At 69.9% G+C, this 24,185-nt stretch carries 17 protein-coding genes; 6 read left to right on the forward strand and 11 right to left on the reverse strand.

The genetic code is table 11. The features are described 5' to 3' along the window. Nucleotides 1-403 precede the first annotated feature (403 nt). The gene (locus VGC13_RS02500; RefSeq protein ID WP_331123619.1) at nt 404-787 is read right to left on the reverse strand and encodes a VOC family protein; all 384 of its coding nucleotides are present in this window, start codon (nt 785-787) and stop codon (nt 404-406) included. Between the two features lie 491 nt (nt 788-1,278). Here VGC13_RS02500 and VGC13_RS02505 point away from each other — a divergent pair, with 491 nt between their 5' ends. Both VGC13_RS02505 and VGC13_RS02510 read left to right on the forward strand, forming a co-directional pair. Continuing rightward, nucleotides 1,279-2,175, forward strand: a complete 897-nt coding sequence (locus VGC13_RS02505) for a DUF5715 family protein (protein WP_331123620.1) — start codon at nt 1,279-1,281, stop codon at nt 2,173-2,175. Between the two features lie 351 nt (nt 2,176-2,526). Next, a complete protein-coding gene (locus tag VGC13_RS02510; RefSeq protein ID WP_331123621.1) occupies nt 2,527-3,132 on the forward strand; it encodes a hypothetical protein in 606 nt (201 codons plus the stop codon). A gap of 592 nt (nt 3,133-3,724) precedes the next feature. Here the strand turns inward: VGC13_RS02510 and VGC13_RS02515 are convergent. The 3 genes from VGC13_RS02515 to VGC13_RS02525 all read right to left on the reverse strand — a co-directional run bounded on the left by VGC13_RS02515 (nt 3,725) and on the right by VGC13_RS02525 (nt 10,361). Then, entirely contained in the window at nt 3,725-5,134 is a 1,410-nt protein-coding gene (locus tag VGC13_RS02515) for an L-cystine transporter (RefSeq protein WP_331123622.1), read from the reverse strand. Between the two features lie 1,444 nt (nt 5,135-6,578). Then, nucleotides 6,579-7,529, reverse strand: coding sequence for a winged helix-turn-helix domain-containing protein (locus tag VGC13_RS02520; RefSeq protein WP_331123623.1), 951 nt, complete (start codon nt 7,527-7,529; stop codon nt 6,579-6,581). 114 nt (nt 7,530-7,643) lie between these two features. Beyond that, a complete protein-coding gene (locus VGC13_RS02525; RefSeq protein ID WP_331123624.1) occupies nt 7,644-10,361 on the reverse strand; it encodes a DUF5916 domain-containing protein in 2,718 nt (905 codons plus the stop codon). Nucleotides 10,362-10,787: 426 nt separating this feature from the next. Here VGC13_RS02525 and VGC13_RS02530 point away from each other — a divergent pair, with 426 nt between their 5' ends. Continuing rightward, complete coding sequence (locus VGC13_RS02530; RefSeq protein ID WP_331123625.1) at nt 10,788-11,321, forward strand: hypothetical protein; 534 nt, start codon at nt 10,788-10,790, stop codon at nt 11,319-11,321. Between the two features lie 705 nt (nt 11,322-12,026). Here the strand turns inward: VGC13_RS02530 and VGC13_RS02535 are convergent. Next, nucleotides 12,027-12,797: a class I SAM-dependent methyltransferase gene (locus VGC13_RS02535; RefSeq protein ID WP_331123626.1), complete on the reverse strand. Its 771-nt coding sequence runs from the start codon at nt 12,795-12,797 to the stop codon at nt 12,027-12,029. Between the two features lie 449 nt (nt 12,798-13,246). Here VGC13_RS02535 and VGC13_RS02540 point away from each other — a divergent pair, with 449 nt between their 5' ends. Beyond that, entirely contained in the window at nt 13,247-13,729 is a 483-nt protein-coding gene (locus tag VGC13_RS02540; RefSeq protein WP_331123627.1) for a DinB family protein, read from the forward strand. A 330-nt stretch (nt 13,730-14,059) separates the two neighbouring features. Here the strand turns inward: VGC13_RS02540 and VGC13_RS02545 are convergent, their stop codons facing one another. Next, nucleotides 14,060-15,496: an alpha-amylase family glycosyl hydrolase gene (locus tag VGC13_RS02545; RefSeq protein WP_331123628.1), complete on the reverse strand. Its 1,437-nt coding sequence runs from the start codon at nt 15,494-15,496 to the stop codon at nt 14,060-14,062. 208 nt (nt 15,497-15,704) lie between these two features. Next, complete coding sequence (locus VGC13_RS02550; RefSeq protein ID WP_331123629.1) at nt 15,705-17,192, reverse strand: MATE family efflux transporter; 1,488 nt, start codon at nt 17,190-17,192, stop codon at nt 15,705-15,707. A gap of 337 nt (nt 17,193-17,529) precedes the next feature. Between VGC13_RS02550 and VGC13_RS02555 the strand changes: the two genes are divergently transcribed. Further along, complete coding sequence (locus tag VGC13_RS02555; protein WP_331123630.1) at nt 17,530-18,237, forward strand: DUF305 domain-containing protein; 708 nt, start codon at nt 17,530-17,532, stop codon at nt 18,235-18,237. A gap of 41 nt (nt 18,238-18,278) precedes the next feature. Continuing rightward, the gene (locus VGC13_RS02560; RefSeq protein WP_331123631.1) at nt 18,279-20,264 is read left to right on the forward strand and encodes a hypothetical protein; all 1,986 of its coding nucleotides are present in this window, start codon (nt 18,279-18,281) and stop codon (nt 20,262-20,264) included. A gap of 239 nt (nt 20,265-20,503) precedes the next feature. On the opposite strand, the gene VGC13_RS02565 is transcribed toward VGC13_RS02560, so the two are convergent. From VGC13_RS02565 to VGC13_RS02580, 4 genes are all read right to left on the reverse strand, one after another. Next, entirely contained in the window at nt 20,504-21,280 is a 777-nt protein-coding gene (locus VGC13_RS02565) for a DUF4440 domain-containing protein (protein ID WP_331123632.1), read from the reverse strand. Between the two features lie 170 nt (nt 21,281-21,450). Continuing rightward, on the reverse strand, nt 21,451-21,717 hold the full coding sequence (locus VGC13_RS02570; RefSeq protein ID WP_331123633.1) for a DUF2277 domain-containing protein: 267 nt from the start codon (nt 21,715-21,717) through the stop codon (nt 21,451-21,453). A 35-nt stretch (nt 21,718-21,752) separates the two neighbouring features. Further along, complete coding sequence (locus VGC13_RS02575; protein ID WP_331123634.1) at nt 21,753-22,439, reverse strand: alpha/beta family hydrolase; 687 nt, start codon at nt 22,437-22,439, stop codon at nt 21,753-21,755. Nucleotides 22,440-22,603: 164 nt separating this feature from the next. Then, entirely contained in the window at nt 22,604-23,344 is a 741-nt protein-coding gene (locus VGC13_RS02580; protein ID WP_331123635.1) for a hypothetical protein, read from the reverse strand. Nucleotides 23,345-24,185 lie beyond the last annotated feature (841 nt).

Genomic DNA, 24,185 nt, shown 5'->3' on the forward strand with positions numbered 1-24,185 from the left:
CGGCAACACCAACCTCCCCCAGCAGTTTTGGGGGAGGTGGGCGAGTAATGCGAGCCCGGAGGGGGCGCCGGCGGGCGCAATCGGACCTCGCCGAAGCGGGATCGAATTCCCCCCTCTCCGCGAGGAACGAGCGGGGAGGGGCCGGGGGAGGGGCCCTCCGCCCGGCACCAGCTCGATACCTGTCGTCGAACCTCCACCACCCTCGGCAACACCAACCTCCCCCAGCAGTTTTGGGGGAGGTGGGCGAGTAATGCGAGCCCGGAGGGGGCGCCGGCGGGCGCAATCGGACCTCGCCGAAGCGGGACCGAATTCTCCCCTTTCTCCCGCTCCGCGGGGGGAGGGGCCCTCCCCCGGTGCCAGTTCGATCTCCTTCGCCGATCCCTGACCCCGCCTTACCCGCGCCTCACCCCACCCGCGTCGCGATCCACCAGGTGGTGCCGCCGGCGTCCTTTACGCCGCCGCGCTTGTCCTCGTCGTCCTTCTGCACCGGCTCCTGCACCGAGGTGGCCCCCGCCTCCAGCGCGCGGCGGTACGTGTCGTCCACGTCGGGGACGTACACGTGCACGTACGAGGGGATCGGCGGCCATCCCTCCGCCCCGTCCGCCAGCATGACCACCGAGTCGCCGATGCGCACCTCAGCGTGCATCACCCCGCCGCCCTCCGCGGCAAACCGGCGCAGCTCCGTCGCATCGAAGACGCGCTTCAGGAAGTCGATGGTTTCCGCCGCGCCGCCCACGATCAGGTAGGGCGAAACGGTGGGGTAGCCTTCGGGCTTGTGCGTGCTCATGGGTTTTGATCCGGCTCCGGGACGGGACAGGCTGCGCTCGGCTGGCGCCGTGAAGGGTGGATGATGCGGGTTCGCGGCGCAAGGCTCCCGGTCAGGAATATTGCCGAACATTTGTGGCAGGCCAGGCATGTTGCGGCGCTGGAACAACTGGCGGCACATCGACCGCTGCTCCCGCCGCGCGACGGATCACCTGCATTCCGAATAGGGAATAGGGAATAGGGAACAGGGAACAGGGAACAGGGAACAGGGAACAGCCGGCAACGGCAGGCCGGATGACGCTACTGCCTGGCCCACGTTCCGTGAGCAAGGGTCTGCGCAGCAGGTGGGAGCTCACATGGAGTCAACGGAGTCAGCGGAGTTTTCTCGTGCCGGCTCCGCTGGCTCCGTGTGCGCTAAACCGATCTGCACGTCGAACTTTCGATCGAGAGCGGCGATGGCATGCATCTCGCCCCTTCCGCGGCTCTTTCCGTGGACCGCGTAAGGAGAAGCGAATGCAGGATATGCGCAGGTGGATGGTGCTGGGGCTGGCCGGGGTGCTGTCGCTGGCCGGCTGCTCCGGCGGCGACGGTGACGAGGCGAGCGCGGCGGAGGCGCCCAGGGCTCCGGCGCAGGTGGCGCAGCGTCCCGCGGCTCCGCCCCCGCCGCCGCCCCCGATGACCGCGGCGGATTCCGCGGCGCTGCGGGCCCGCGTGGCCGCGCGGGTGGATTCCGTGCGTGCCGCGTTCAGCCGCGCGAAACCGCTGGGCGCGCGCGAGGTGGGCAACCTGCGCCTGGACGTGAACGCCGAGCAGATCGCCACCGCGCGGCGGCTGGGGATGCGCGTCTCGGGCGAGGGCGAGCGCACGCAGCTGGTGCGGCAGGGGCGGCTGGTCGCGCTGGGCGACAGCACCGAGTGGTGGATTCTGCGCGACATGGACCACTCGGTGCCGTACGTTACGCCCGACGCGCGCGGCATGCTTGAGCAGCTGGGCAGGAACTTTCACGCGCGGCTGGACCAGCTGGGGCTGCCCCGCTACCGCATGAAGGTCACCTCGGCCCTGCGCACCGACGAGACGCAGGCGGAGCTGCGCCGCATCAACTCGTACGCCTCGCAGACGGTGAGCGCACACGAGTTCGGCACCACCATCGACGTATCGCACGAGCGGTTTGCGGTGCCGGCCGCGCTGGAGGGCGGCGAGATCGAGGTGGAGATGCTGGAGGAGGTGGGAAAGGAGCACGCCAAGGTGCTGCAGGCCGAGCTGGGCCGCGCCATCGCCGCCATGCGCGACCAGCGCGCGCTGCACGTGATGATGGAAGACCAGCAGCCCGTCTACCACATGACCGTCGCCCGGCCGTTCGCGGGCGGTCAGGCGGCGACAGCGGCGAGCGCGGCGACCGCTGCCCCGTAGCGTTTGGTACCGCGGGGGATAAGGACTCGGCGACGTACATCGAACTGCGTCAGACGGAGCCCCCTCCCCCCGCTGCGCGGGAGAGGGGGAGAATTCGATCGCCCTTCGGGAAGTGCCTGCCGAAGCGCCCCAGGACCCGGTGCGACGGAGCGGGTACGGCGCCCCGCAGTGAAAGCCGATGCCTTCGACGATCCTCCCACTCCCAGCCGACACCCAACCTCCCCCAGCAGTTTTGGGGGAGGTGGGCGAGTAATGCGAGCCCGGAGGGGGCGCCCGCCCCTCGCGCCGAAGCCTCTCGGAGCGCAACATGAAGCGGCGAGACATCCGTTCTATTCATCCCCCACTCGATCGATGACGAACCTGTGGACGGCGGACGCGGAGGACGCGTGGCGCGAGGCGCTGGCGCGCTATGAGGCAGTGGTCGAGGAGCAGGGCGTGGCGCGGCTGCCGGAGCTGGACCGCTGGTACCGCGACGAGCTTCCCGCCGCCATCGCCGCGCGAACGCAGGCGCACGTCACGCACGCGGAGCTGGTAAGGCTGACGGAGTGGAAGATGGCGCGCGGCGTGTGGCGGGCGCGCAACCTGGCCCTGGTGCGCGGCAACGACGCGGCGCTCGTGGAGCGCACCAGCGCCGCCGCGCTGGCGAAGGTGCCGCATCCCAGCGCGCCCATCGCCACGCTGGCGGAGCTCGCCGGCGTGGGGCCGGCGACGGCGTCGGGCGTGGCGTCGGCCGCGGCGCCGGAGGTGTATCCGTTCTTCGACGAGCTGGTCGCCGCGCGCATCCCGGGGATGGAGCAGGTCAAGTTCACGCCCAAGGAATACGCACGCTACTCCGAGGCCCTGCGCGACCGCGCCGCCCGCATTGGCCCCGCGTGGACGCCCACCATGGTGGAGCGCGCCCTCTGGGCCGACACCGGCGGCAAGGCCGGCCTGCGCACGGCAAAGGCGAAGCGCTGACCGAGCTTCATATCAATCTCAAGAAACAAGAGAATTGACTTCCTGAGGGAGCGCACTACGCGAAACCGTAAGCCACACAATCACCTGCGCGCGACCGAAGGACCTCGTCCGCCCGGCTATGGGGCTGGCTTCGCGACGTGAAGCCGGCCCCACGGTTCTGCCGGCGAGGTCCTTGGGTCGGCGCGCAGGGGCTGCCGCCTGGGACTGATCAGCGCGGCGCCTCTCTCAGGAAGTCAATTCCTCCACCATTTCATCAGAGCGTGTTTAAGAATCCGACGCTGCGCATCCAGGCAGATCTACCAGCGCTGTCATTCCGAGGCCCGGCCACGCCGCAGCCTGCTTTCACACCAGAGGTTGCAGGGCCGAGGAATCTACTGTCGGATTGCTGGAGGGCAGACGCGGTAGCCCTTACTTGCTTCGCGGCTACGACACGGGCGGACAGGGCCAAGCCCGGAGCGGTGCAGCGGGGCACCAGCAGCAGACAGTAGATTTCTCAGTCGGCGCGCAGGATTTCGTGCGAACCGATGGTGCGGTGTGGCGCCTCCTTCGAAATGACATACGGGCGCGAGCGCAGGGATTCTTAAACACACTCTCACACCGCCGGCACGATGCCCGCCGGTACGGAGCCCGAATCGGCGTCGGACGCAAAGACGGCGAGGTCCGTTTCGCCCAGGACGCGGCTGGTGACGGCGCCGGCGGTCATGGCGCCGCCCACGTTGACGGCCGTGCGGCCCATGTCGATCAGCGGCTCGATGGAGATCAGCAGCCCCGCCAGGGCCACCGGCAGGTCCAGCGTGGAAAGCACCAGGATCGCCGCGAAGGTGGCCCCGCCGCCCACCCCCGCGATGCCGAACGAGCCCAGCGTCACCACCAGCACCAGCGTCGCCAGGAAGGGCAGCGAGGTAGGGTCGATACCCACGCTGGGCGCGATCATCACCGCCAGCATGGCGGGGTACAGCCCCGCGCACCCGTTCTGCCCGATGGTGGCGCCAAAGCTGGCCGCGAAGTTGGCGATGGCGGGCGACACGCCCAGCCGGCTCACCTGCGCGTCCACGTTCAGCGGGATGGTGGCCGCGCTGCTGCGCGAGCTGAAGGCAAAGCTCAGCACCGGCCACACCTTCCGGTAGTGCCGCAGCGGGTCGATCCCCGCCAGCGCCAGCAGCAGCGCGTGCGCCACCAGGATCAGCGCCAAGCCCACGTACGACGCCAGCACGAAGCGGATCAGGCCCAGGATGTCCTGCGGGTTGCTGGTGGCCACCACGCGCGTCATCAGCGCCAGCACGCCGTAGGGCGTCAGCCGCACCACCATCCGCACCAGCCGCATCACCAGCTTCTGCAGGGCGTCGATGGCGGCGATCACCCGCTCCCCCGCCTCGGGGCTGTCGCGCCGCAGCCCCAGCGCCGCGATCCCCAGCAGGCTGGCGAACACCACCACCGCGATGATGCTGGTGGGGCGCGCGCCGGTCAGGTCCGCGAACGGGTTGGTGGGGATGAAGGAAAGCAGCAGCTGCGGCACGTCCAGCCCCGCCACCTCGCCCGCGCTGGCCTCGATGGCGGCGCCGCGCTCCAGCTCGCGCGCGCCGCGCACCAGCCCCTGCGCGGTCAGCCCGAACGCCCGCGCCACCCCGATGCCGATCACTGCCGAGACGGCGGTGGTCAGCATCAGCACGCCCAGCACGCCCGCGCTGATGCGGCCCAGCGCCCGCGCGTCGTCCAGCCGGGTGACGGCGGACAGGATGGAGACCAGCACCAGCGGCATCACGATCATCTGCAGCAGCCGCACGTAGCCGCCGCCCACCAGGCCAATCCACTCGATGGTGCCGCGCACCGCCGGGTGGTCGTGGCCGTAGATGCCCTGCAGCGCCGCGCCCGCCACCACGCCCAGCAGCAGCGCGACCAGCACGGTCCCCGAAAGCGGCGCCCCGCCCCGCTGGCGCCGGGCCAGCCACGCCAGCGCCAGGGCGAACACGCCCAGGTTCAGAATCAGTCCCACGGTGGTCATCAGATCACGCATTTCGGTCGATAGAAACGAAAAACCGGCTCTCTCGCGGGGAGAGAGCCGGTTGCGAAGGGCCGGCACGCGGCCGGATCGTCGTCAGGTGGCGCGCCACGGGGACGCGCACACCCCGGAATCTCCCGGGGGCGGGCGGCATCTACGGCAACAACAGGCGGCGGTACGCGGCGCGGTCATCGGATCAGCAACGGGTGATATAGGAGCGGAGGCGGATTCCGGACAACAAAAAGGCCCTCCCGCGTGGGAGGGCCGGAGGACCGATCAGGGGGCTCGTGCCCCTCGACCTATGCGTTCGCCACCGCGCGCACGCGTCCGTCCGACTCTCCCGGGGGAGAGGCGCAGGGACAACAACAAGCCGCGGAGAAGAAAGCGCGCATCGTAGACTCAGGGTTGGGCGCCGGGAACCGTTTCCCGCACGCATGGAGGTTAGATGGACGGGCGCATGGCTGTCAACCCCGGCTTGGCCGGAAGCGAGTAAACTCGCCGCAACGACCGCGGAAAGCCCCGCAAACTGCGCGGGGCTTCGTGGGGCCGGCTCCTCACAAGCCCGCCACGTGCACCGAGCCCGCCGCTACTCCGGCGCCGCCAGCCCGCGAAGGCGGACTTTGTGTGTTTGTTGCAGCGAATTCATTCGCCATTACCAGGGTGCGGCGAAATCTGGCCGACGGCGTGGCGCAGCCGGATTACGCGTCGGGCGGGGTTCTATCCCGGGCGGGTGAACCCGCGGCTGGAAAAGCGCGAAGCCCCGCAAACGGCGCGGGGCTTCGCGTGCCGCACGCCCCGAAACGTCACGCGCACGGAATGGCGTGCGGAGCATGGGGGCGTCGTCGGCCGGCATCATCCCGGGAGCGAGTAAGCTCGCCGCAACGACCGCGGAAAGCCCCGCAAACTGCGCGGGGCTTCGTGGGGCCGGCTCCTCACGAGACAGCCACGTGCACCGAGCCCGCCGCTACTCCGGCGCCGCCAGCCCGCGAAGGCGGACTTCGTGTGTTTGTTGCAGCGAATTCATTCGCCATTGCCGGGGTGCGGCGAAATCTGGCCGACGGCGTGGCGCAGCCGGATTACGCGTCGGGCGGGGTTCTATCCCGGGCGGGTGAACCCGCGGCTGGAACAGCGGAAAGCCCCGCAAACTGCGCGGGGCTTCGCGTGCCGCACACTCCAGATTGTCATTCCGGGGGAGCTCCGCGCCGAACCATCCAAACCCGGGACCCTGCGCGTGACCGAGGAATCTACCGTCTGCTGCTCGTGGCTCTTTCGCCGCGCCCGGCACCGGCGGTCACCGTCCGCGCAGGCGGACATCGCGTTTTCCCAGCCGCGAATTCATTCGCCGGGCCCCTGCGGTGGCCTCGCGACCCGTCGTCGCGTCCGGCGATACCGATCCGCAACGATTCCCATATCGGCACGCCGGCGGCCTCACGGGAACCGGACGGAGCTACTCGCCGGATCGCTGGCCCGCGTGCGCCGTGGCGCGGCCCAGCGACCGCCACACGCGCCGCAGGTCGTCGGGCACCACCACGTAGCGCACGTCGAACACCCGCTCGTCCGCGCGCGTCTCGGGGCGCACGCCGTCCCACAGGCGCGGGGCCACCAGCAGCAGCTCGTCGGGCGCCAGCGTTCCCACCACCTCGTCCGGATCGCCCACCAGCGGCCGCACCTGCAGCCAGGGCGAAAGCAGCCCCGACACGCTGGCCGCCATCTGCTGCGCCGTGGCGGGGTCGCGCTCCACCAGCCGCAGCACGTGCGCGCCGCGCCGCCGGGCCACCGTCTCCACACGCTCCTTGAGCGCCGGGTCCAGGTGCAGCGTGACGAAGTGCATGTCGCCGATGCGCTCCGGCCACATGGCCTTCATCTCGGAGTGGTGAAAGTAGGTGCCGATGATGGGAAGCTGCGGCGGCGCCTGGTCGCGGTGCAGCGACCAGGGAATGGCCTCCACCGGCCACGCCTGCTCCAGCTGCTGCGCCAGGAAGGTGCTCTGGTGGTCGTTGCACTCCACCATCACCACGCGCAGCACGCGGCCCCGCTCGCGCACCAGCGCCGCCAAGCCCTCGGCCGAGAGGCCGAAGCGCGCCTTGGCCGCGGCCAGCATCTGGTCCACCCACGGCCCCACCTCGTCGTCGCCGCCCACCACGGCGTCCGCGGGAAGCGCGGCGGACACCTGCGTCCCCGAGCCCTGCACCGACTCTACCCACCCCTGCGACGCCAGCTCGTGGTAGGCGCGCCGCACGGTGTGGTAGTTCACCTTCCACAGCTCGGCGGCCTCGCGGATGGGGGGAAGCGGCTCTCCGGGGCGCAGCGCGCCCGTCCCGATCTTCCAGCGCAGCGCCTGGACGATCTGGTGGTACAGGGGCATGGGTGCCGAGCGGTCCAGGCGCAGGTCGATCATCCGTATCCAGAGAAGCGGTGGGAGCCGGGCCGCGGCGCCGCATTCACGGCGGCGCCTGCCACGGGGAACATAGTGTTCTCTCCCGCGCGCCGTCTGGCAAGGCTTTTCGTCTTTTTACCGGCCGATCCAGTAGCTGGCCTTGATGACGAAGATGTTGTCGGGGCGCTGCTGAAAGATGGCGTCCGTGTCGCGCCCGAAGTCGAAGTCGCCAAAGATTTCGGAGCCGGCGCGCTGCTGCTGCCACACCAGGAAGAGGGTGGATCCGGGCCGGTACTCCCAGCGCAGCACCGCGTTGCCGCGCAGCGAGCGCACGTTCAGGTCCGGGTTGCCGAACGAGAACGCCTGCGCCGACCGCTGCGCATCCACCGCGCAGTTCCCCACGGGGTCCGCCGTGTACCGGTTGGTGCCCGCGTCAAAGCAGAGGGTGCCGAAGTCCTGCCCGTACACCATCTTCTCCGTGGTGCGCGGCCCGGTGAACTCCTTGAACTTCGAGTAGTCGCCGGCGAACACGAACGGCTGCGCGAACAGCTCCAGCGTAAGCGTGGGGGTGAACGTCCAGTTGAGCCGCGTGTTCATGGAGAACTGGTGCTGCGACAGGTCCGAGACCAGCGCCCGCTGCCCGGAGAAGTGGGTGGCGGTGGCGTCGTCGCGCCGCAGCACGAACTGCTGCGTATTGTGCCGGTGGCTGTACGCCGGCCCCAGCGTAAGCTGCACGTTGGGCGCGGGCTTGAAGCGCATCGTCCCCGAAATTCCCTGATAGCCGCCGCCGTCCCGGTCGGCGATGTAGTCGCCGCTGATGGAGAACACCACCTTCCTGCGCGCGTCGGTGCTCATCCGCGCGTGCAGCAGGGCCTCGGCGGCCCGGCGCACCACCGGACCGCCGCGGGTCAGGCGGTCGTCGCTCACCTGGGGGTGCAGCTGGGTGTAGAAGGCCACGTCCCAGTAGTTGGGAAGCTGGCCGCCCGTAAACGCGTGCAGCTGCGCCGCCGTCAGGTCGCCGTCGTAGTTGTACTGCCACTCGGCGCCCACGATGCCCTGCCACCAGCGGTACACCCCCGTAGGCCGGTTCCACCGGCGCATGACGTTGGCCAGCAGCCAGGTGAAGTCCGAGCGGTTCAGCAGGCTGGCGTCGTTCACCTCGAAGCCGGGGCTGCGGGAGTTGACGGACGTCTCCCACTGCCAGGTGCCCGCGTCCTTGGCCATGCGCAGGTAGCCGGTGTAGCCGCGCAGCGCGGTGGCGCCGGGGTCCAGCGCGTCGCTGAAGATGCCGTTGCCCCCGCTCACCCGGTCCGGGCGCTGAAAGTAGCGGGCGGACGCGGTCTGCAGCCGGCGGATGGCCAGCGAGTCGCCGGAGGTGTTGGAAAGGGCCAGGTTGCCCATCAGGTGGTAGGTGCGGTTTCCCCACCACAGCTCTCCGTCGACGCCCACCGCTTCGGCGTGCGAGGGAAGGCGCGTCTCCAGCGCGGGCGAGTCGAACCAGCGCAGCACCGAGGTGGCCATGGCGCCCACGGTGGCGTTGCCGCCGCGGTAGTTGCGGCGCAGGCGGCCCACGAAGTAGTTGGTGGCGGGCTCCACCTCCTCCGTCAACCGCCCGCCCAGCGTGTCCTGCACCAGCGCCCGCTCGCTGCGGGTCACCGCCTCCAGAATCCCCACCTGCAGCCCGCCGCGCGTGCGCCCGGTGACCTTGGCGGCGCCCAGGATGGCGCTGTTCTCCGGGGTGTGGACGTACTGCGCGCCCCCCTGCGTGACCACGCCCTGCGGCGACCGGCCGATGCGGCGCGAGTAGAAGAGCGAGGTGGACGACAGGTTGGCGCAGTTGAAGCACGACGCCCCGCCAAAGCCGAACAGGCCGCCCCCCTCCACGAAGAAGGGCCGCCGCTCGGCGAACGAGGTCTCGAAGGCCGACAGGTTCACCACCGCGGGATCCACCTCCACCTGCCCGAAGTCGGGGTTGATGGTGGCGTCCAGTTGCAGCGTGGAGCTGAGCTGGTAGCGCACGTCCACCCCCGCCCGCACGCCGTAGTCCCGGCCGCTCTGGAAGGGGCTTCCCGGCTGCGTGGGCGACACGTAGCTGGCGCGGCTCAGCACGTACGGCAGCAGTTCCATGCGCCCGCGGTTGCGGGGCGCGCGCAGCCCCGCCACGTGGCCGTACAGGGGCGCGCCGCCCTGCTCGCTGCGCCCCCACGGGCTCCACATGCTCAGCTCGTTGCGCCGCTGCAGGTAGCGGAACACCTGCATTCCCCAGGTCTGCACGCTGTCGCGGGGAAAGCGCAGCTGGCTGAAGGGAATCCGGAGCTCCGCCGTCCACCCCAGCGAGTCGATGTGCGTCTGCGCCACCCACACCGGGTCCCACGAGGGGTCCGCGCTGGCCTGCGCCTGCCCGGCGTCGTACTTCACGCTGGACGGGTTGACCCGGAAGACGGTGCGGCCGGTGTGGTCGTGGTAGGTGTCGAAGGTCAGCTCCAGGTAGTCCGACTCGGTGCTCTGGTCGCGGCGGGCCAGGCGGGTGCGCACCCCGGCCGCGCCCGCCGAGTCGTACATCCGTGCGCCCACGTACAGCGCCTCGGCGTCCCAGGCCAGGCGCACCTCGGTGCGCTGGGTGGCCGGCTTCCCTTCGTCCGGCTCATACTGGATGAAGTCGGTGGCGGGGGCCGGTGTCTGCCACACGGCCTCGTCCAGCCTGCCGTCCATGACGATGGGGGCGGTGCGCTCCACGGCCTGCACCTGGGGCGTGGGGCGGGTGGCGTGCGCGCCGCCGTTCTGCGCGGCGGCCGGCGCGGCGAGCGCCAGCAGAAGGGCAAAGGATGTGGCGGAGGTGCGGCAGGTGGGCATGCGTTTGACCAGCGGGTCGAGGTTGGATGCGCGTGGGCCGCTCCAGCAGTCGGCCCTCAGATGCGCGACACCCTGGAAAGGTTGGCAGCGCGATGTCTAGATATATATCACTAGATCAATACGGCGGCAACATGTTCCACTCGCCTTCAACGCTGCAACTGCTCAGGCCAGATCGACGGCGCCTCGCGGAGCGCTTTCGGGCTGAGAGACGGTGGCGGTGAGCGATGCCGTCATTGGGCCGCGGCTGGTACACTGTGTCCATCCGATGGAACAGATGTGCCCGGCGCGTCGGCGGTCGCAAAGGCGGATCGATCTCGTATCTCCCGGCCTGCAAAAGAGATAATTCGAGTCATTATTGGGGGTTCGAGACTTGCTCACGACGTGGCAATCCGCTGGTTTCTCCATCATCCCTCACGGGAGCGTTAAATGCGTTCGATCATGTCTGCCCTTGCACTCGCCGCCATCCTCGCGTGCGCCGCGCCCGTCGCGGCGCAGACCCAGCCGCCGCAGCCGGGCCAGCGCGTGATGCTGCATCTCGCGCCGCGGCAGCCGGTGGAGGGCGTCAGGGGACGGGAGGTTCGCGGTACACTGGTCGCAGCCGACTCGACGACGCTGTCGGTAGAGTTGAGCCCCGGCGCCACTCCCGTTCGCGTACCGCGGGCCGCGGTGCGACGGACGTACGTGAGCCTGGGCACGAGCCGGGCAATTAGCGCGGGGCTGGGCGCCGCCGCGGGCATCGGCACCGGTGTGACGTACAGCCTTACGTCCTTGAAGAACGACAACTACTCTACCGGCGAGAACATCATGATAGGCGTGGTTGGCGGTGCACTGGGCGGAGCGGTGGCTGGCGCGTTGTTCCCGCGTGAGCGCTGGAGCGATGCGCCCACACCGGGCGGCCTTTCCATCGCCCCCACCGTGATATCCGCTTCGCCCGGACTGGTGGTGAGCATCCGGTTCTGAGCGGATTCGAGCGGAGTCCGCCGATCTCCCCCGGCTCCCATCCGAAGTCAGGAGATGTGTTCATTCTGCGGATCAGGTCTTCGCGGTAGAGGAGCCGCGCCAGGCCGCCGATGCTCCTGGAGCCCGCCGGGATTCGTTCACCGGCGGGCTCCACCGACGGGTCTGCGCCGCACGCACACCGCGGTGCGCCGTTGAAGCCTCGCGCAGGCCGCCCAAGCGAATGAATTCGCGGCCGGGACAACGCGATGCCGGCCTTCGCCGACGGGTCTGCGCGCACGCATACCGCAGTGCGCCGTTGAAGCCGCGCGCGGCCATCCAGGCGAATGAATTCGCGGCTGGGACAACGCGACGTCGGCCTTCGCCGACGGGTTTGCGCCGCACGCACACCGCGGTGTGCCGTTGAAGCCTCGCGCGGTCGCCCAAGCGAATGAATTCGCGGCTGGGACAACGCGATGTCGGCCTTCGCCGACGGGTCTGCGCGCACGCACGCTGCAACGTGCTGTTGAAGCCTCGCGCAGTTTGCGAGGCTTTCCGCTGTCGTTGCGGCGAGTTCACTCGCTCCCGGAGGCCGGCTCTACGTCCCGAAGCCAGCCCCCTGCAGGCGGAGAGGAGATCCTTCGGTCGCGCGCAACCGATTGTGTGGCTTCTGATTACAGGTGGTGCGCTCCCTCAGGAAATCATCGCTGGCCTGGCTGGATCAATGGATCACCCCGGCTTGCGGCCGACGAAGACCTCGGCGGCGTAGTCGACCTCGGAGTGGTCAAAGGGGACGGCGCGCGGCTCGAAGCCGGCCTCCGCGAGCAGGCGCAGCCAGTCGGCGCGGCTGAACAGGCCTTCCACGTGGCGATCGTGCTCCACCCGCACCGAGCCGTCCGCCTCGCGCAGCAGGTACGCAAAATCCACCGTGTACGTGCCGTCCGCCGGGTCCGGGTCCCACGTCCACATCATGTAGCGCATCCCCCGCCCCTCCCCGTCCTCGCCGCCGTGCTCGGTGCCGCCGACGAAGTTCTCGCGTACGTGGTCGGGGCAGAAAAGCGCCACGCCGCCAGGGCGGCAGTGCACGAACGCCGTCTCCATCGCCCGCCGCAGGTCCGCCTCGTTCGTCATGTAGCACACGGCGTCGTGCACGAACACGGCGTCGAACTGGCGCCCCAGCCGCACGGTGCGCATGTCGCCCTGCACGTGCTCGCACTCGGGGTTCAGGGCGCGGCTCACCCGCAGCATCCCCGGCGAGGGATCGACCAGCGTCATGGCGAACCGCGCCTTGAGGTGCGACGCGTTGTTGCCGCCGCCGCTCCCCAGCTCAAGCACGGTGCGCGGCGGGCTATCGGCCGCGTCCAGCAGCGTCTGCTGGTAGAACGCGGCTTCTTCCACGTAATCCTCCGGCGGCGACATCAGCGGCCACCACGCGGCAAGGTCGCCGTACAGCCGTGGCTCGCCGGCGGGGGCGATGGGGGTCGTGGCTCCTGTTTCCATGGCGTGGGATTCAGCTCAGGGGGATCTCCGGTGCGACGTCGATCATCCCCTGAATGCGGATGGGGCGCCGCGGGTTCCCGCGATCGTCATTCCACCGGCCTGGCGTCCAGCCCCTTTGCGTACTGCGAGGCGAGGCGCTGGTCGATGGATTCCAGCCCCCTGATGATCTGGTTGATTCCCTTTCCGCACCACGTTCGTGATCCCCAGCAGCAGCACGATGGACCACCAGCAGGATGGATCGCTGTCCGTTCTCAAGAGGAGATGCACCGGGCTTCCGGTATCCGTCACGGCCCAGGCAAGTAGCTGGATTCCGCGCACGGAGGCAAGGTTTACGAAGGGATTGCGCGGGCGGAGCGGGATGGGTAACTTCGGCCCGCGTCCCGAACGAATCCCGAATGCGGATTCCGGGACCATCGCGACCATCGCCACCCCAACCCACGAGGTGCGCAGTGACCACAGCATCGCCCGCAGCCGCCGTCGCCATCACCCCCGAAGCCCTGCTGGAGCACTGGCAGGGGCACCGCCGCCTGACCCGGCGCCTGATCGAGGCGTTCCCAGAAGACCAGCTGTTCACGTATTCGATCGGCGGAATGCGCCCGTTCGGAATCCTGGTGATGGAGATGCTCACCATTGCGGCGCCCATGCTGCACGGCGTGCTGACGGGCGAGTGGAACGCGTCGTGGGACCATGAGGAACTGCCCAAGGACGAGATCCTGCGGCAGTGGGACCAGTCCACCGAAGACATCAACCGGATGTGGGCGCAGATGCCCGCCGAGCAGTTCCAGGAGCACGTCGTGGCGTTTGGCCAGTACCCCGGCAAGGTGTACGAACAGCTCCTGTACGCCATCGACAACGAGATCCACCACCGCGGGCAGGGCTACGTGTACCTGCGCGCCCTGGGCATCGAGCCGCCGGCGTTCTACGAGCGCTGATCGCCGGCTTTCATCCGGTCGGCCGGGTGTTGAAACAGATTGGCCTCACACGGAGTCAACGGAGTTCGCGGAGTTTGGTGACTCCGTTGCCTTTGCGAACGGCGACTGGTTTTAGACCAGATCCGGAAAAACAACACCTTTGGGTACAGAGGAACAGAGTCAAACAGAGAAAGCGAGTGGAAGCATGATCTCGTTTCCTCTGTCTGACTCTGTTCCTCTGTACGATTATTCTTTTTCGGATCTAGTATTACGCGAGGGAGATGCAAAGACGCCCCGCATCCGGAAGCTCCGGATGCGGGGCGCTCTCGTACGGCCGCCGCGGAGAAGCTTCTACCGCACCAGCACGCGGTAGCCGTTCGCGGGGATGTCCAGGCTTCCCGCCGCGCCAAGGGAGACTGACGCCTTGCTGAACCAGTCGGTGTACGCGCCCGGCTGGCCCAGCCCCTGGTACCCCGCGCGCACCGGTGCGTCGCCAAAGTTGACGGCCACGAGGACGGTGTTGGCCCCCTTCGTCCGGGTGAAGGCGTAGACGCGGTCGCCGCCGTTCGTCTGCAGCGTGGTCTGCGCGCCGCCCCAGGGGCCGTTCCACAGCGCGGGCTGGCGCTCCTTCAGGTCCAGCATGGCCGTGTAGAAAGGGGCCAGCGAGGGGCCGTTCCAGTCCACCGTGTCCTTCTCGAAGAAGCGCAGCCGCTTGTTCATGCTCACTTCCTGCCCGGTGTAGATCAGCGGCATGGAGTTCTGCACGGTGGCGCTCAGCACGAACGAGGGAAGGTGGTTGGCGCCCATCCGCTCGAACTCGGTGCCCTGCCAGCTGTTCTCGTCGTGGTTGCTGGTAAAGTACATGCGATACGCGCCGCGGCCGTAGGCGCTGTCCTGCCGCGCGAAGTAGCGGTCCAGCTCGGCCGTGCCCTTCTTGCCCTGCGCGATCTCGTTCATCAGGTGGTGAAGCTCCCACCCGTAGGTCATGTGGAAGGCCTGGTGCATCTGCGGCGACTCGGCCTCGGCCAGCAGAAAGAGGTCGGGCTTCACGGCCCGCAGCGCGCCGTTGGCCTCCATCCAGAAGTCCATGGGCACCCCGCCCGCCACGTCCGAGCGAAACCCGTCGATCCCCATCTCGGTGAGCCACCAGCGCATCTCGCCGATCATCGCGCGGCGCATGTCGGCGCTGGCGTAGTTGAGCTCGGCCACGTCCGTCCAGTCGGTTTCACGCCCCTCGTTGTCGCGCGCGTTCAGCACGCGGCCGTCGGGCGCGCGGTCGTGCCAGGTGGGGTGCTCGCTGATCCAGGCGTGGTCGTGCGCGGTGTGGTTGGCCACCCAGTCCAGGATCACCCGCATTCCCTGTGCGTGCGCGGCGTTCACGAAGCGCTTGAAGTCGGCCTCGGTGCCGTGCTCGGGGTTGATGGCGGTGTAGTCGCGGATGGAGTAGTAGCTGCCCAGCCCGCCCTTGCGCCCCGCCACGCCGATGGGCTGCACCGGCATCAGCCACAGGATGTCGACGCCCATTCCCCGCAGCCGCGGCAGGTGCCGCTCCAGCGCCGCAAAGGTCCCCTCGGGCGTGTACTGCCGCACGTTCACCTCGTACATGGACGCGCCCCGCGACCACGACGGATAGAACGAGGTGTCCGTCGTCGGCAGCGCGCCGGCGGCCGCGGTCGCGGTCGCGGTGGCCATGGGCGGGCCGGCCTGCACCGGGGCGTGCTCACCGTTCGGCGCACAGGCCGAGGCGAGCGCCAGGACGGCAGCGAGGGAAAGCAGGGTCTTCTTCATCGATTTCCGGGCGGCTGGTGCGGCAGAGGAGGACGGCGGCTACGCCATCCCGCATATAGTACAGTTCTCTAACAAATGCAGCAACCCTCCATTCCGCATCGATCCGCATCTCCCAAAGAAAGAGGCCTCACACAGAGTCAGCAGAGTCAGCAGAGGGCAAACTCTGTTGACTCTGCTGACTCTGTGTGAGGCCAATCTTTTCTCGCGCTCAGCGCGCGATGTCGACCGCGATGGTGCGCCAGCGGCCCTGGCGAAAGCGGATGACGGAAAGGGCGCAGCGCGTGGTGTGGCCCGCCAGGATCGCCAGCCAGATGTGCAGCGGCTGCAGCGTGCCGAGGCTCTGCAGCACGAAGCAGATGCCCAGCGGGATGAGCACCTGCGAGATGATGGAGATGTACAGCGGGCTCTTGGTATCCCCCGTACCCTGCAGCCCGCCGGTATACGTCAGCGCCACGGCGATCATCAGCCCCGACACGCTGAGCACGCGCAGCAGCTGCACCCCGATCTCCACCACGCCGGGCTCGTCCATGCCGAACACCGCCAGCAGCTGCCGGGGGATGAACATGAACAGAAGCCCCAGCGTTCCCGCGCCCATCACCGCGATGCGCGCCGCCACGTGCACCGCCTGCTCCGCCCGGTCGGGGTGCCCGGCGCCCAGGTTCTGCCCGGCGACGGCCGCCGCGGCGCCCATCAGCCCCACCGACGTCCAGGTAATGAGCGAGAAGAGCTGCCCGTACGACACCGCGTACGCCGCCTGCGCCGCCGCGCTCTGCGCCAGCGAGCCGATGTACGCCAGCAGCAGCAGCCCGCCGATGTTCATGGCGATCCCCTGGATCCCCGCCGGCAGGCCAAAGCGAAAGAGCGAGCGGATGATGGCCCAGTCCGGCCCCCACCCCTTGCCGCGGGGAAACGAGACCACCCATCCCCCGTGCCACAGCTTCCACACGGCGTACGCCCCCAGCAGCACCGACGCCGTGGCCGTGCCCATGGCCGCGCCCACCGTGCCGAACGCGGGAATGGGCCCCAGCCCGCGGATGAAGACGATGTTGAAGACGATGTTCAGCAGGGTAAGGGCGATGCCCAGCCGCATGGGCGTCCGCGCGTCGCCCGCCGCGCGCAGGGCGCCGCTGACCATGAAGAAGATCAGCATGCCGCTGCTGAACAGCATGGAGACGCGCAGAAAGGGCAGCGCCTCGGCCTGTACCTCGGGGGTGGCGTTCACCAGCCGCAGCAGCACCGGCGCCGCGAACCAGCCGATCGGCGCCAGGATGCCCACCGAGATCCCCGCCGCCGTGAGGAACGCCTGGTAGACGGTGCGGTCGGCCTTTTCCTCGTCCCCCGCGCCCACGAAGCGCGCGACGAGGACGCTCATCCCCGTGAACACGGACATGATGAAGACGATGACCACGATCCAGATCTGGTTGGCCACCCCGATCCCCGCGTTGCCCGTAAAGCCCACCAGGCGCCCCACCAGCACGTGGTCCACGATCCCCTGCAGCCCGCCGAAGATGTTCGTCAGCATCGTCGGCCACGCCAGCTTCCACACGGCCGGCGGCAGCGGGCCCTCGATGATGGAGCGGTCGTAGCGCCGCCGCCCGGAGGGCTGGGCGGCAGGGGGCGGAACCGCCGGCGGGGCGGGCGCGGCCACGTCGGGAGCCAGGGTGGAAAGGGGCGGATCGTCGGCGGCGGGCGTCACGGAATCGTCGTCTGGGGAACCAGGGGCCGCACTTTCACGTACCAGTGAGGCTCTCCCCCGCACCGCCGGCCGCAGGACCGGCGGCGAGGCGCGGAGGAGGATGGCCGGACGGCGGGGTTGATGAACCCGGGCCGCCCCCGCAAAATACGATGCGGCACATCCGCGCGCGATGGGAGCGCCGAACGCGGTGCGCGCCCGGCCCCGCGCCGGGGGTGCGAAATTTTTCGCATTCCGGCCGAAAGGGGTGCGGGGGCTTGCGTTCTGGCCCCGGCGCGCGGATCGTACCCGGTTCACCGCATGCGGCGCGCTCCGTGGCGCCGCGGGAGAAGGCACTGAGATGACCCGTTCGCACACCCGTTCCCTCGGCGCGCTGCTGGCCGTGCTGGCCGCGGCGGCCTGCGGCGGCGCGCGCCCGGCGGCGGCGCAGGCCACGCTTCCGCACCCCACCGGCGGCCACGGCCACAGCCACGGCGGGACGATCACGTCCACCGACACGGCGCGCTGGACGCAGGCGGACGTGCGCTTCATGACGGCGATGATCGGCCACCACGCGCAGGCCGTCCAGATGTCGCGCCTGGCGCCCGACCGCGCCCAGGCCAGCTCGGTGCGCACCCTGGCGCAGCGCATCATCAGCGCGCAGCAGGACGAGATCGCCACCATGCAGACGTGGCTGCGCGACCGCGGCCAGCCCGTTCCCGAGGCGCACGCGGCCATGGACCACGGATCCATGAACCACGGCGCCGCCGGCCAGGCGGGGGCGGACCACGGCGCGCACGGGCTGATGCCGGGAATGCTGACCCCGGAGCAGATGGCGCGGCTGGAGCAGTCGACCGGCGCCGAGTTCGACCGGCTGTTCCTGAGCTTCATGATCCAGCACCACGGCGGGGCCACCGCCATGGTGCGCGAGCTGTTCGGCAGCTGGGGCGCCGGGCAGGACGAGACGGTGTTCAAGTTCGCCTCCGACGTCAACGTGGACCAGGAGACCGAGATCGCGCGGATGCAGCGGATGCTGGCCGACCTTACCTTTGGCGCCGCCGCGCCGTGACCCTGATGTTTGCCCCCTCCACCCGATCCAAGGAAGCTTCCATGGCATCCAGTTCCCCGCCCCGCGATTCGCGGGTGCGCTCCACCGCCCGGCGGGCGACGCTGTCGCTTGCGCTGGTGCTCTCGGCCGCGGCGCTGCACGCGCCGGCGGCCGCCCAGGGCAACTCCACCGACCCGCGCGTGGGGCTGCGCGCCGGCCGCTACGACGCGGCCGAGGCCGTGTGGAACATGCGCGTGCTGTCGAAGTCGCAGCCCGCGGCGCCGTTCGCCAACGCCACCAGCAGCGACCTGGCATTCAGCGGCAACTACGCCATCCAGGGCAACTACAACGGCTGGATGATCTGGGACATCTCCAATCCCAGCGCGCCCTCGCTGGCGGCCGGCTACGTGTGCCCCGCCTCGCAGAGTGACGTGTCGGTCTACAAGAACCTGCTCTTCGTCTCGGGCGAGGGGCTGACGGGGCGCCTGGACTGCGGCACGCAGGGCGTGCAGGACACGGTGAGCACCGAGCGGCTGCGCGGCCTGCGCATCTTCGACATCAGCGACATCCGCAACCCGCGCAACGTGGGCAACGTGCAGACGTGCCGCGGCTCGCACACGCACACGGTGCTGGCCGACCCGCGCGACCCCGAGAACGTCTACGTCTACATCAGCGGCTCGGCCGGCGTGCGCTCGCCCAGCGAGCTGCCGGGGTGCGTGAACGCGCCGCCCTCGCAGGACCCCAACTCGTCGCTGTTCCGCATCGAGGTGATCCGCGTGCCGGTGGCGCACCCGGAGCGCGCGGCCATCGTCAGCTCGCCGCGCATCTTCAACGACCTCACGGCCCCGCCGCGCCACGGCGAGGCCCCCGCGGACGCCGCCGCCGCCGCGCGCGCGGCCGCCGCGGCCCGCGCCCGGGGCGAGTACACGGCCACGGTGTTCGGGACGGAGCGGGTGGTGCCGGGCAACATCATCAACCCGCTGCTGGACAGCATCATGAAGGCCCGCGGCGGCACGGGCCGGCCCACGGTGGCCGACAGCGCTGCGCTGCGCCCGGCGCTGCAGGGCATCATCGCGCGGATGTTCGGCGAGGGCGGCGGCGAGCGGCAGCGGCCGGGCCCCACGCAGTGCCACGACATCACGGTGTTCCCGGCCATCGGCCTGGCCGGCGGCGCGTGCGAGGGGTACGGCTTCCTGCTGGACATCCGCGACCCGGCCAACCCGGTGCGCATCGCGGCGGTGGCCGACAGCAACTTCTCGTACTGGCACTCGGCCACGTTCAACAACGACGGCAGCAAGGTGCTGTTCAGCGACGAGTGGGGCGGCGGCGGGCAGCCCAAGTGCCGCGCCACGGACCCCAGGGAATGGGGCGCGGACGCCATCTTCACCATCTCCAACCGCCGCGACCTGCAGTTCCAGAGCTACTACAAGCTCCCGGCGCCGCAGACGGCGCAGGAGAACTGCGTGGCGCACAACGGCTCGCTCATCCCCATCCCCGGCCGCGACGTGATGGTGCAGTCGTGGTACCAGGGCGGCATCTCGGTCTTCGACTGGACCGACCCGCGCAACCCGCGCGAGATCGCCTTCTTCGACCGCGGCCCGGCGGACAGCACCCGCATGGCGGCCGGCGGCTCGTGGTCGGCGTACTGGTACAACGGGGTGATCGTGAGCTCCGAGATCTCGCGCGGGCTGGACGTGCTGGAGCTTACGCCCAGCGCGCACCTGTCGCAGAACGAGATCGACGCGGCCAAGACGGTGCGCTGGGAGTACCTGAACGCGCAGGGGCAGCCGCAGATCGTGTGGCCGGCGAGCTTTGCGCTGGCCCGCGCCTACGTGGACCAGCTGGAGCGCGGCAACGGCCTGGCCGCGGCGCGCATCACGGCGGTCCGCCAGGCGCTGCAGCGGGCCGAGGGCGCGTCCGGCGCGGCGCGCCGCACGGCGCTCACGCAGCTGGCCACGCAGCTGCACGGCGATGCCCGCGGCGCGGCCGACGCGGCCAAGGTGCACATGCTGGCCGGCGCGGTGGAGCAGCTGGCCGCCGCCCGGTAGGCACCTGATTCAGGCAGATGAACACGCCGGCCGCCGCGGAGCGATTCCGCGGCGGCCGGCGTGTTTTTTCGTGCTCCGGACCGGCGGTATCCTGCCGACTCCCCAAAAGACTTGGCTCACCCAGATCCTGAAAAAGAATAATCGTACAGAGGAACAGAGTCAGACAGAGGAAACGAGATCATGCTTCCACTCGCTTTCTCTGTTTGACTCTGTTCCTCTGTACCTTGAAGGTGTTGTTGTCAGGGGACGCGCGGAAAGGTGCTCACCTGGCCGGGGACCAGCCGGGACATGGCCGTGACCCGGCCGCCGGCGTCGCGCGTGAACACGAAGCGCACGATGCCGTTGGAGAGCGACAGGTCGCGGAACTCGAAGAGCGCCGGCCCGACCGGCTCCATGGGAAGCTCCTGCCCCGAAGGCTCCACGAGGCCCAGCAGGGAGTCGCGCACCACCACCCGCAGCGTGGCGCCGCGGGGCGTGCGGTAGCCGCCCGCGTAGTCGGCCAGCGGGCCCGACACGGCGGGCGGCACCCGCGGGGTGAACACGAGCTCGCGGGTGCTCTGAGCCGCCGCCGCGCGCCATCCCGCCGGGCCGCGCTCCAGCACCGTCAGGTAGCGGTAGACGTGGGACGTGCCCCCGGCGGTTTCGGTGACGCGGCCGGTGGCGACCACGGACGACGGCGTGGCGAGCGGCACCGTCTCTTCCGCCCACCGCACGTCCAGCCCGGCGCCATTGACGTGGGTGGCGGCCTCGGCGAGCATCCCCGCGAGGTCGTAGGTGCGCCCGCTGCTGAGCGTGATGGAAAACGCCGGCGCGGTGTGGGCCCGCAGGTACGCGGTGTCCGCCACCGTGAACGCGCGCCACCAGTCGCGCTGCGCGGCCAGGATGTCGGCCTGGGATGCGGCCGCTTGCGGCGCGGACGCATCCGCCGGCGGGGGGGCGGTGGATGCCGCGCCGGCGCAGGCCGTCAGCGCCAGCGCGAGAAGCGGAGAGGCGAGGCGCGGAAAGGCAGGGCTCATGGGGAGATCATGGCGGTGTGGGCCGACGGTCCTGGGCGAGGGGCCGCCCGTTTCCGACGGAGATTCTTCGGGCGGCGCACAGGACTGCGGGGCGTTCCAGAACGGACCGGGGCGGCGCCTTCCTCAGAATGACAGCGAGTGGCCACACCCGCGGTCTTTCGCAGCCCGGGTCAGGCGAAGCGGCGGGCGGAGCGCTCGCGGGCCTTGCGCGCTTCTTCGTCACGGTCGCGCGGGGCGGCCTTCGTCTCCATGGACTCGATCAGGCGCCGGGCGGACTCGGTGATCTCGTCCACGGCGCGCTCGAACGCCTCCTCGTTGGCGCGGGAGGGGCGCGTGGTTCCGCTGATCTTGCGGACGAACTGCAGCGCGGCGGCGCGGACCTCGTCTTCCGTGGCCGGCGGCTCGAAGTTGGCGAGCACCTTGATGTTGCGGCACATGACGGCTCTCCTTTCGATCTCGGGGCCAGCGGCGGTCAGGACGCGCCGCCACCGAGGGCGGCAACCCACGCCCGTGCATCGTCCGCGACTTCGTCCAGCACCTCGGCGTCGGTGCGGCCGGACTTCTTGAGGACGTGAAAGCTGTGGTCGGCGGCCTGCAGCCAGTGCATCCGCCAGTTGGGGCCCACGCGCTGCAGGACCTGCTCCATCAGCTCGGGCTGGCACAGCTCGTCGCGGGTGCCGTTGAAGCACAGGACGGGCACCTGGATGGAGGGCAGGTGCGCGTCGCGCAGCTTTTCCGGCTGTCCCGCGGGGTGCAGCGGATACGCCAGCAGCAGCAGCCCGTCGCAGGCGAAGCCCTCCGCCGCCAGCATGGACGCCGCCCGCCCCCCCATCGACCGCCCACCGATGATCAGCGTCTGCGGCTTCAGCTCATCGCGAACGTGCGCGACCACGGCGGAGACGGTTTCCATCAGCCGCGGCATGGGGTCGGGGCGGCCGGAGCCTTTTTCCTTGTACAGGAAGTTGAAGCGGACGGTGGAGATGCCGCGCGCCCGCAGCGCGTCGCACACGGCCACCATCCCCCGGTCCGCCATGTTGCCGCCCGCGCCGTGCGCGCAGACGAAGACGACCCGCGGGCCCGCATCGGACGGCTCGTAGACGGCCGTGGTGGCCGCGTCGCCCACCTGCACCTGCCACGTGACGCTTTCCAGGTTCGCCATTGCGCTCGGGGTCGAGAGAGGGGGGCGGCCTCGGTGGATCGGGATCAGGCTCTCCGCCGCGGCGGGACCGCGTCCGCGCGGCCGTGGAGAGCAAAAAAGCGCATCGGCGGCCGCGGAGCAACCCGCGGCCGCCGATGCGCGGCTCCAGCGCGCGCAAATCCAGGTCAGCGCCCGAGCGCCACGTACACGAAGGTGCCCGTGGTAAGGGTGTCGGCGCGAAGGACGCCGTGGGTGCTCCAGCCGTACTCGGCGGAGGAGAACACCAGGCTGTCCAGGGACACCATGTTGTAGGTGCCGGACGAGCGCACGGTGGCGCCCACGCCGGTCTCGGAGCGGTAAAAGCGGCCCGCGTCCGACAGCCACAGCGAGCCGGAGTAGGTGTAGTACCCCGGGCCGCGGCAGGGCTCGAGGGCCGTGGGCGTGTGCCCGCCGCAGCTGCGCAGGCTGAAGCCGCGCAGCCGGTACTCGGCGGGGACGGTGTCGCCCTGCCGCACGTAGGCCACCTCGGCCGGCGCCGTCCCGCCGCGCAGCACGCCCGACTGGTGGTTCAGCACCCGCTCGCCGCCGCCGCTGGCCTCACGGAGCACGACGCTGTCGGCCGCGCGGGTGTAGGTGCCCTGCAGGCTGTCGATGTAAATGCCGTTGTTGATCACTTCGACAAAGGCGCCCGCGCCGTCCAGGTTCAGCGTGCTCGACCGCACCTGCTCCTGCGTGCGGAAGTCGAAGTACGGAACGGGATGGCCGCGATACATCTTCATCTGGTAGGCGCCGGCAAGGCCGTCGTTCGCGCCGGGGCCGCTGGGCGGGCCCTCCTCGACCGTTGCAGGGTCCCCCGTGCAGGCGGCCAGCGCCCACATCGCGACAAGGGCCAGCCCCGCCCACCGCCACCGCAGCGTGTGCATCATGTGCTTTCGATTCGGTTGGTCAGTTGTCCCGTCCCGCTCCGCCCAACGCGTGCGGTGCGCTCGTAAACAGACGGTCGATCGAGCAAAAGGTCATGAGAAGATGCCGGCGGCGCAAGCCTTTTCGACGATTCTGCCCGTCCGCGCCTCATCGCCCAAAGCAATCCTTATTGACTTGCTGAGAGGGTGTTGCTGAACCTGACCCCGTGATTGACTTCCTGAGGGAGGCGCCGCTCCTCCGTCTGCAGGTACGAAAAAGCCATGGCGCCGACCGAAGGACCTCGCCGGCAGAACCGCGGGGCCGGCTCCAGGCCGTGAAGCCCGCCCCACGGCACTGGCCACACGCCCAATCTGTCATTCCGAGGGAGCGCACCACGTGCAAACAGCGGCCACACAACCGCTTGCGCGCGACCGAGGAATCTACTTTCCGTTTCCTCGTGGCCTGCCGCGACGCCCCGCACTGGCCCCGTCCGGCTGTTTCGCCGCCGCACGTCTGGCGCGGGCTACCGCATCCGGCCTCCAGCAGGCCGACGGTAGATTCCTCGGCCCTGCAACCTGTGGCGCATTCTTCTGATTGCAGTGTGGCCGGGCCTCGGAATGACAGAAACTGCTTGACCAAGCCGGGTGCGTAGGAACCCCCTGAATCGCCGGCCGCACTCCCCAATCTGTCATTCCGAGAGAGCGCACCGCGTGCAACCAGCTTCCACACAACCGCTTGCGCGCGACCGAGGAATCTACTTTCCGTTTCCTCGTGGCCTGCCGCGACGCCCCGCACTGGCCCCGTCCGGCGGTTTCGCCGCCGCACGGATCACGCGGGCTGCCGCGTCCGGCCTCCAGCAGGCCG

Source organism: Longimicrobium sp. (assembly GCF_036399255.1).
GTDB lineage: Bacteria > Gemmatimonadota > Gemmatimonadetes > Longimicrobiales > Longimicrobiaceae > Longimicrobium.

What these genes read in the sequence shown, in the direction of transcription:
- VGC13_RS02500 (WP_331123619.1), bottom strand. Translation starts at nt 787, where the DNA reads ATGAGCACGCACAAGCCCGAAGGCTACCCCACCGTTTCGCCCTACCTG.
- VGC13_RS02505 (WP_331123620.1), top strand. Translation starts at nt 1,279, where the DNA reads ATGCAGGATATGCGCAGGTGGATGGTGCTGGGGCTGGCCGGGGTGCTG.
- VGC13_RS02510 (WP_331123621.1), top strand. Translation starts at nt 2,527, where the DNA reads ATGACGAACCTGTGGACGGCGGACGCGGAGGACGCGTGGCGCGAGGCG.
- VGC13_RS02515 (WP_331123622.1), bottom strand. Translation starts at nt 5,134, where the DNA reads ATGACCACCGTGGGACTGATTCTGAACCTGGGCGTGTTCGCCCTGGCG.
- VGC13_RS02520 (WP_331123623.1), bottom strand. Translation starts at nt 7,529, where the DNA reads ATGATCGACCTGCGCCTGGACCGCTCGGCACCCATGCCCCTGTACCAC.
- VGC13_RS02525 (WP_331123624.1), bottom strand. Translation starts at nt 10,361, where the DNA reads ATGCCCACCTGCCGCACCTCCGCCACATCCTTTGCCCTTCTGCTGGCG.
- VGC13_RS02530 (WP_331123625.1), top strand. Translation starts at nt 10,788, where the DNA reads ATGCGTTCGATCATGTCTGCCCTTGCACTCGCCGCCATCCTCGCGTGC.
- VGC13_RS02535 (WP_331123626.1), bottom strand. Translation starts at nt 12,797, where the DNA reads ATGGAAACAGGAGCCACGACCCCCATCGCCCCCGCCGGCGAGCCACGG.
- VGC13_RS02545 (WP_331123628.1), bottom strand. Translation starts at nt 15,496, where the DNA reads ATGAAGAAGACCCTGCTTTCCCTCGCTGCCGTCCTGGCGCTCGCCTCG.
- VGC13_RS02555 (WP_331123630.1), top strand. Translation starts at nt 17,530, where the DNA reads ATGACCCGTTCGCACACCCGTTCCCTCGGCGCGCTGCTGGCCGTGCTG.
- VGC13_RS02560 (WP_331123631.1), top strand. Translation starts at nt 18,279, where the DNA reads ATGGCATCCAGTTCCCCGCCCCGCGATTCGCGGGTGCGCTCCACCGCC.
- VGC13_RS02565 (WP_331123632.1), bottom strand. Translation starts at nt 21,280, where the DNA reads ATGAGCCCTGCCTTTCCGCGCCTCGCCTCTCCGCTTCTCGCGCTGGCG.
- VGC13_RS02570 (WP_331123633.1), bottom strand. Translation starts at nt 21,717, where the DNA reads ATGTGCCGCAACATCAAGGTGCTCGCCAACTTCGAGCCGCCGGCCACG.
- VGC13_RS02575 (WP_331123634.1), bottom strand. Translation starts at nt 22,439, where the DNA reads ATGGCGAACCTGGAAAGCGTCACGTGGCAGGTGCAGGTGGGCGACGCG.
- VGC13_RS02580 (WP_331123635.1), bottom strand. Translation starts at nt 23,344, where the DNA reads ATGATGCACACGCTGCGGTGGCGGTGGGCGGGGCTGGCCCTTGTCGCG.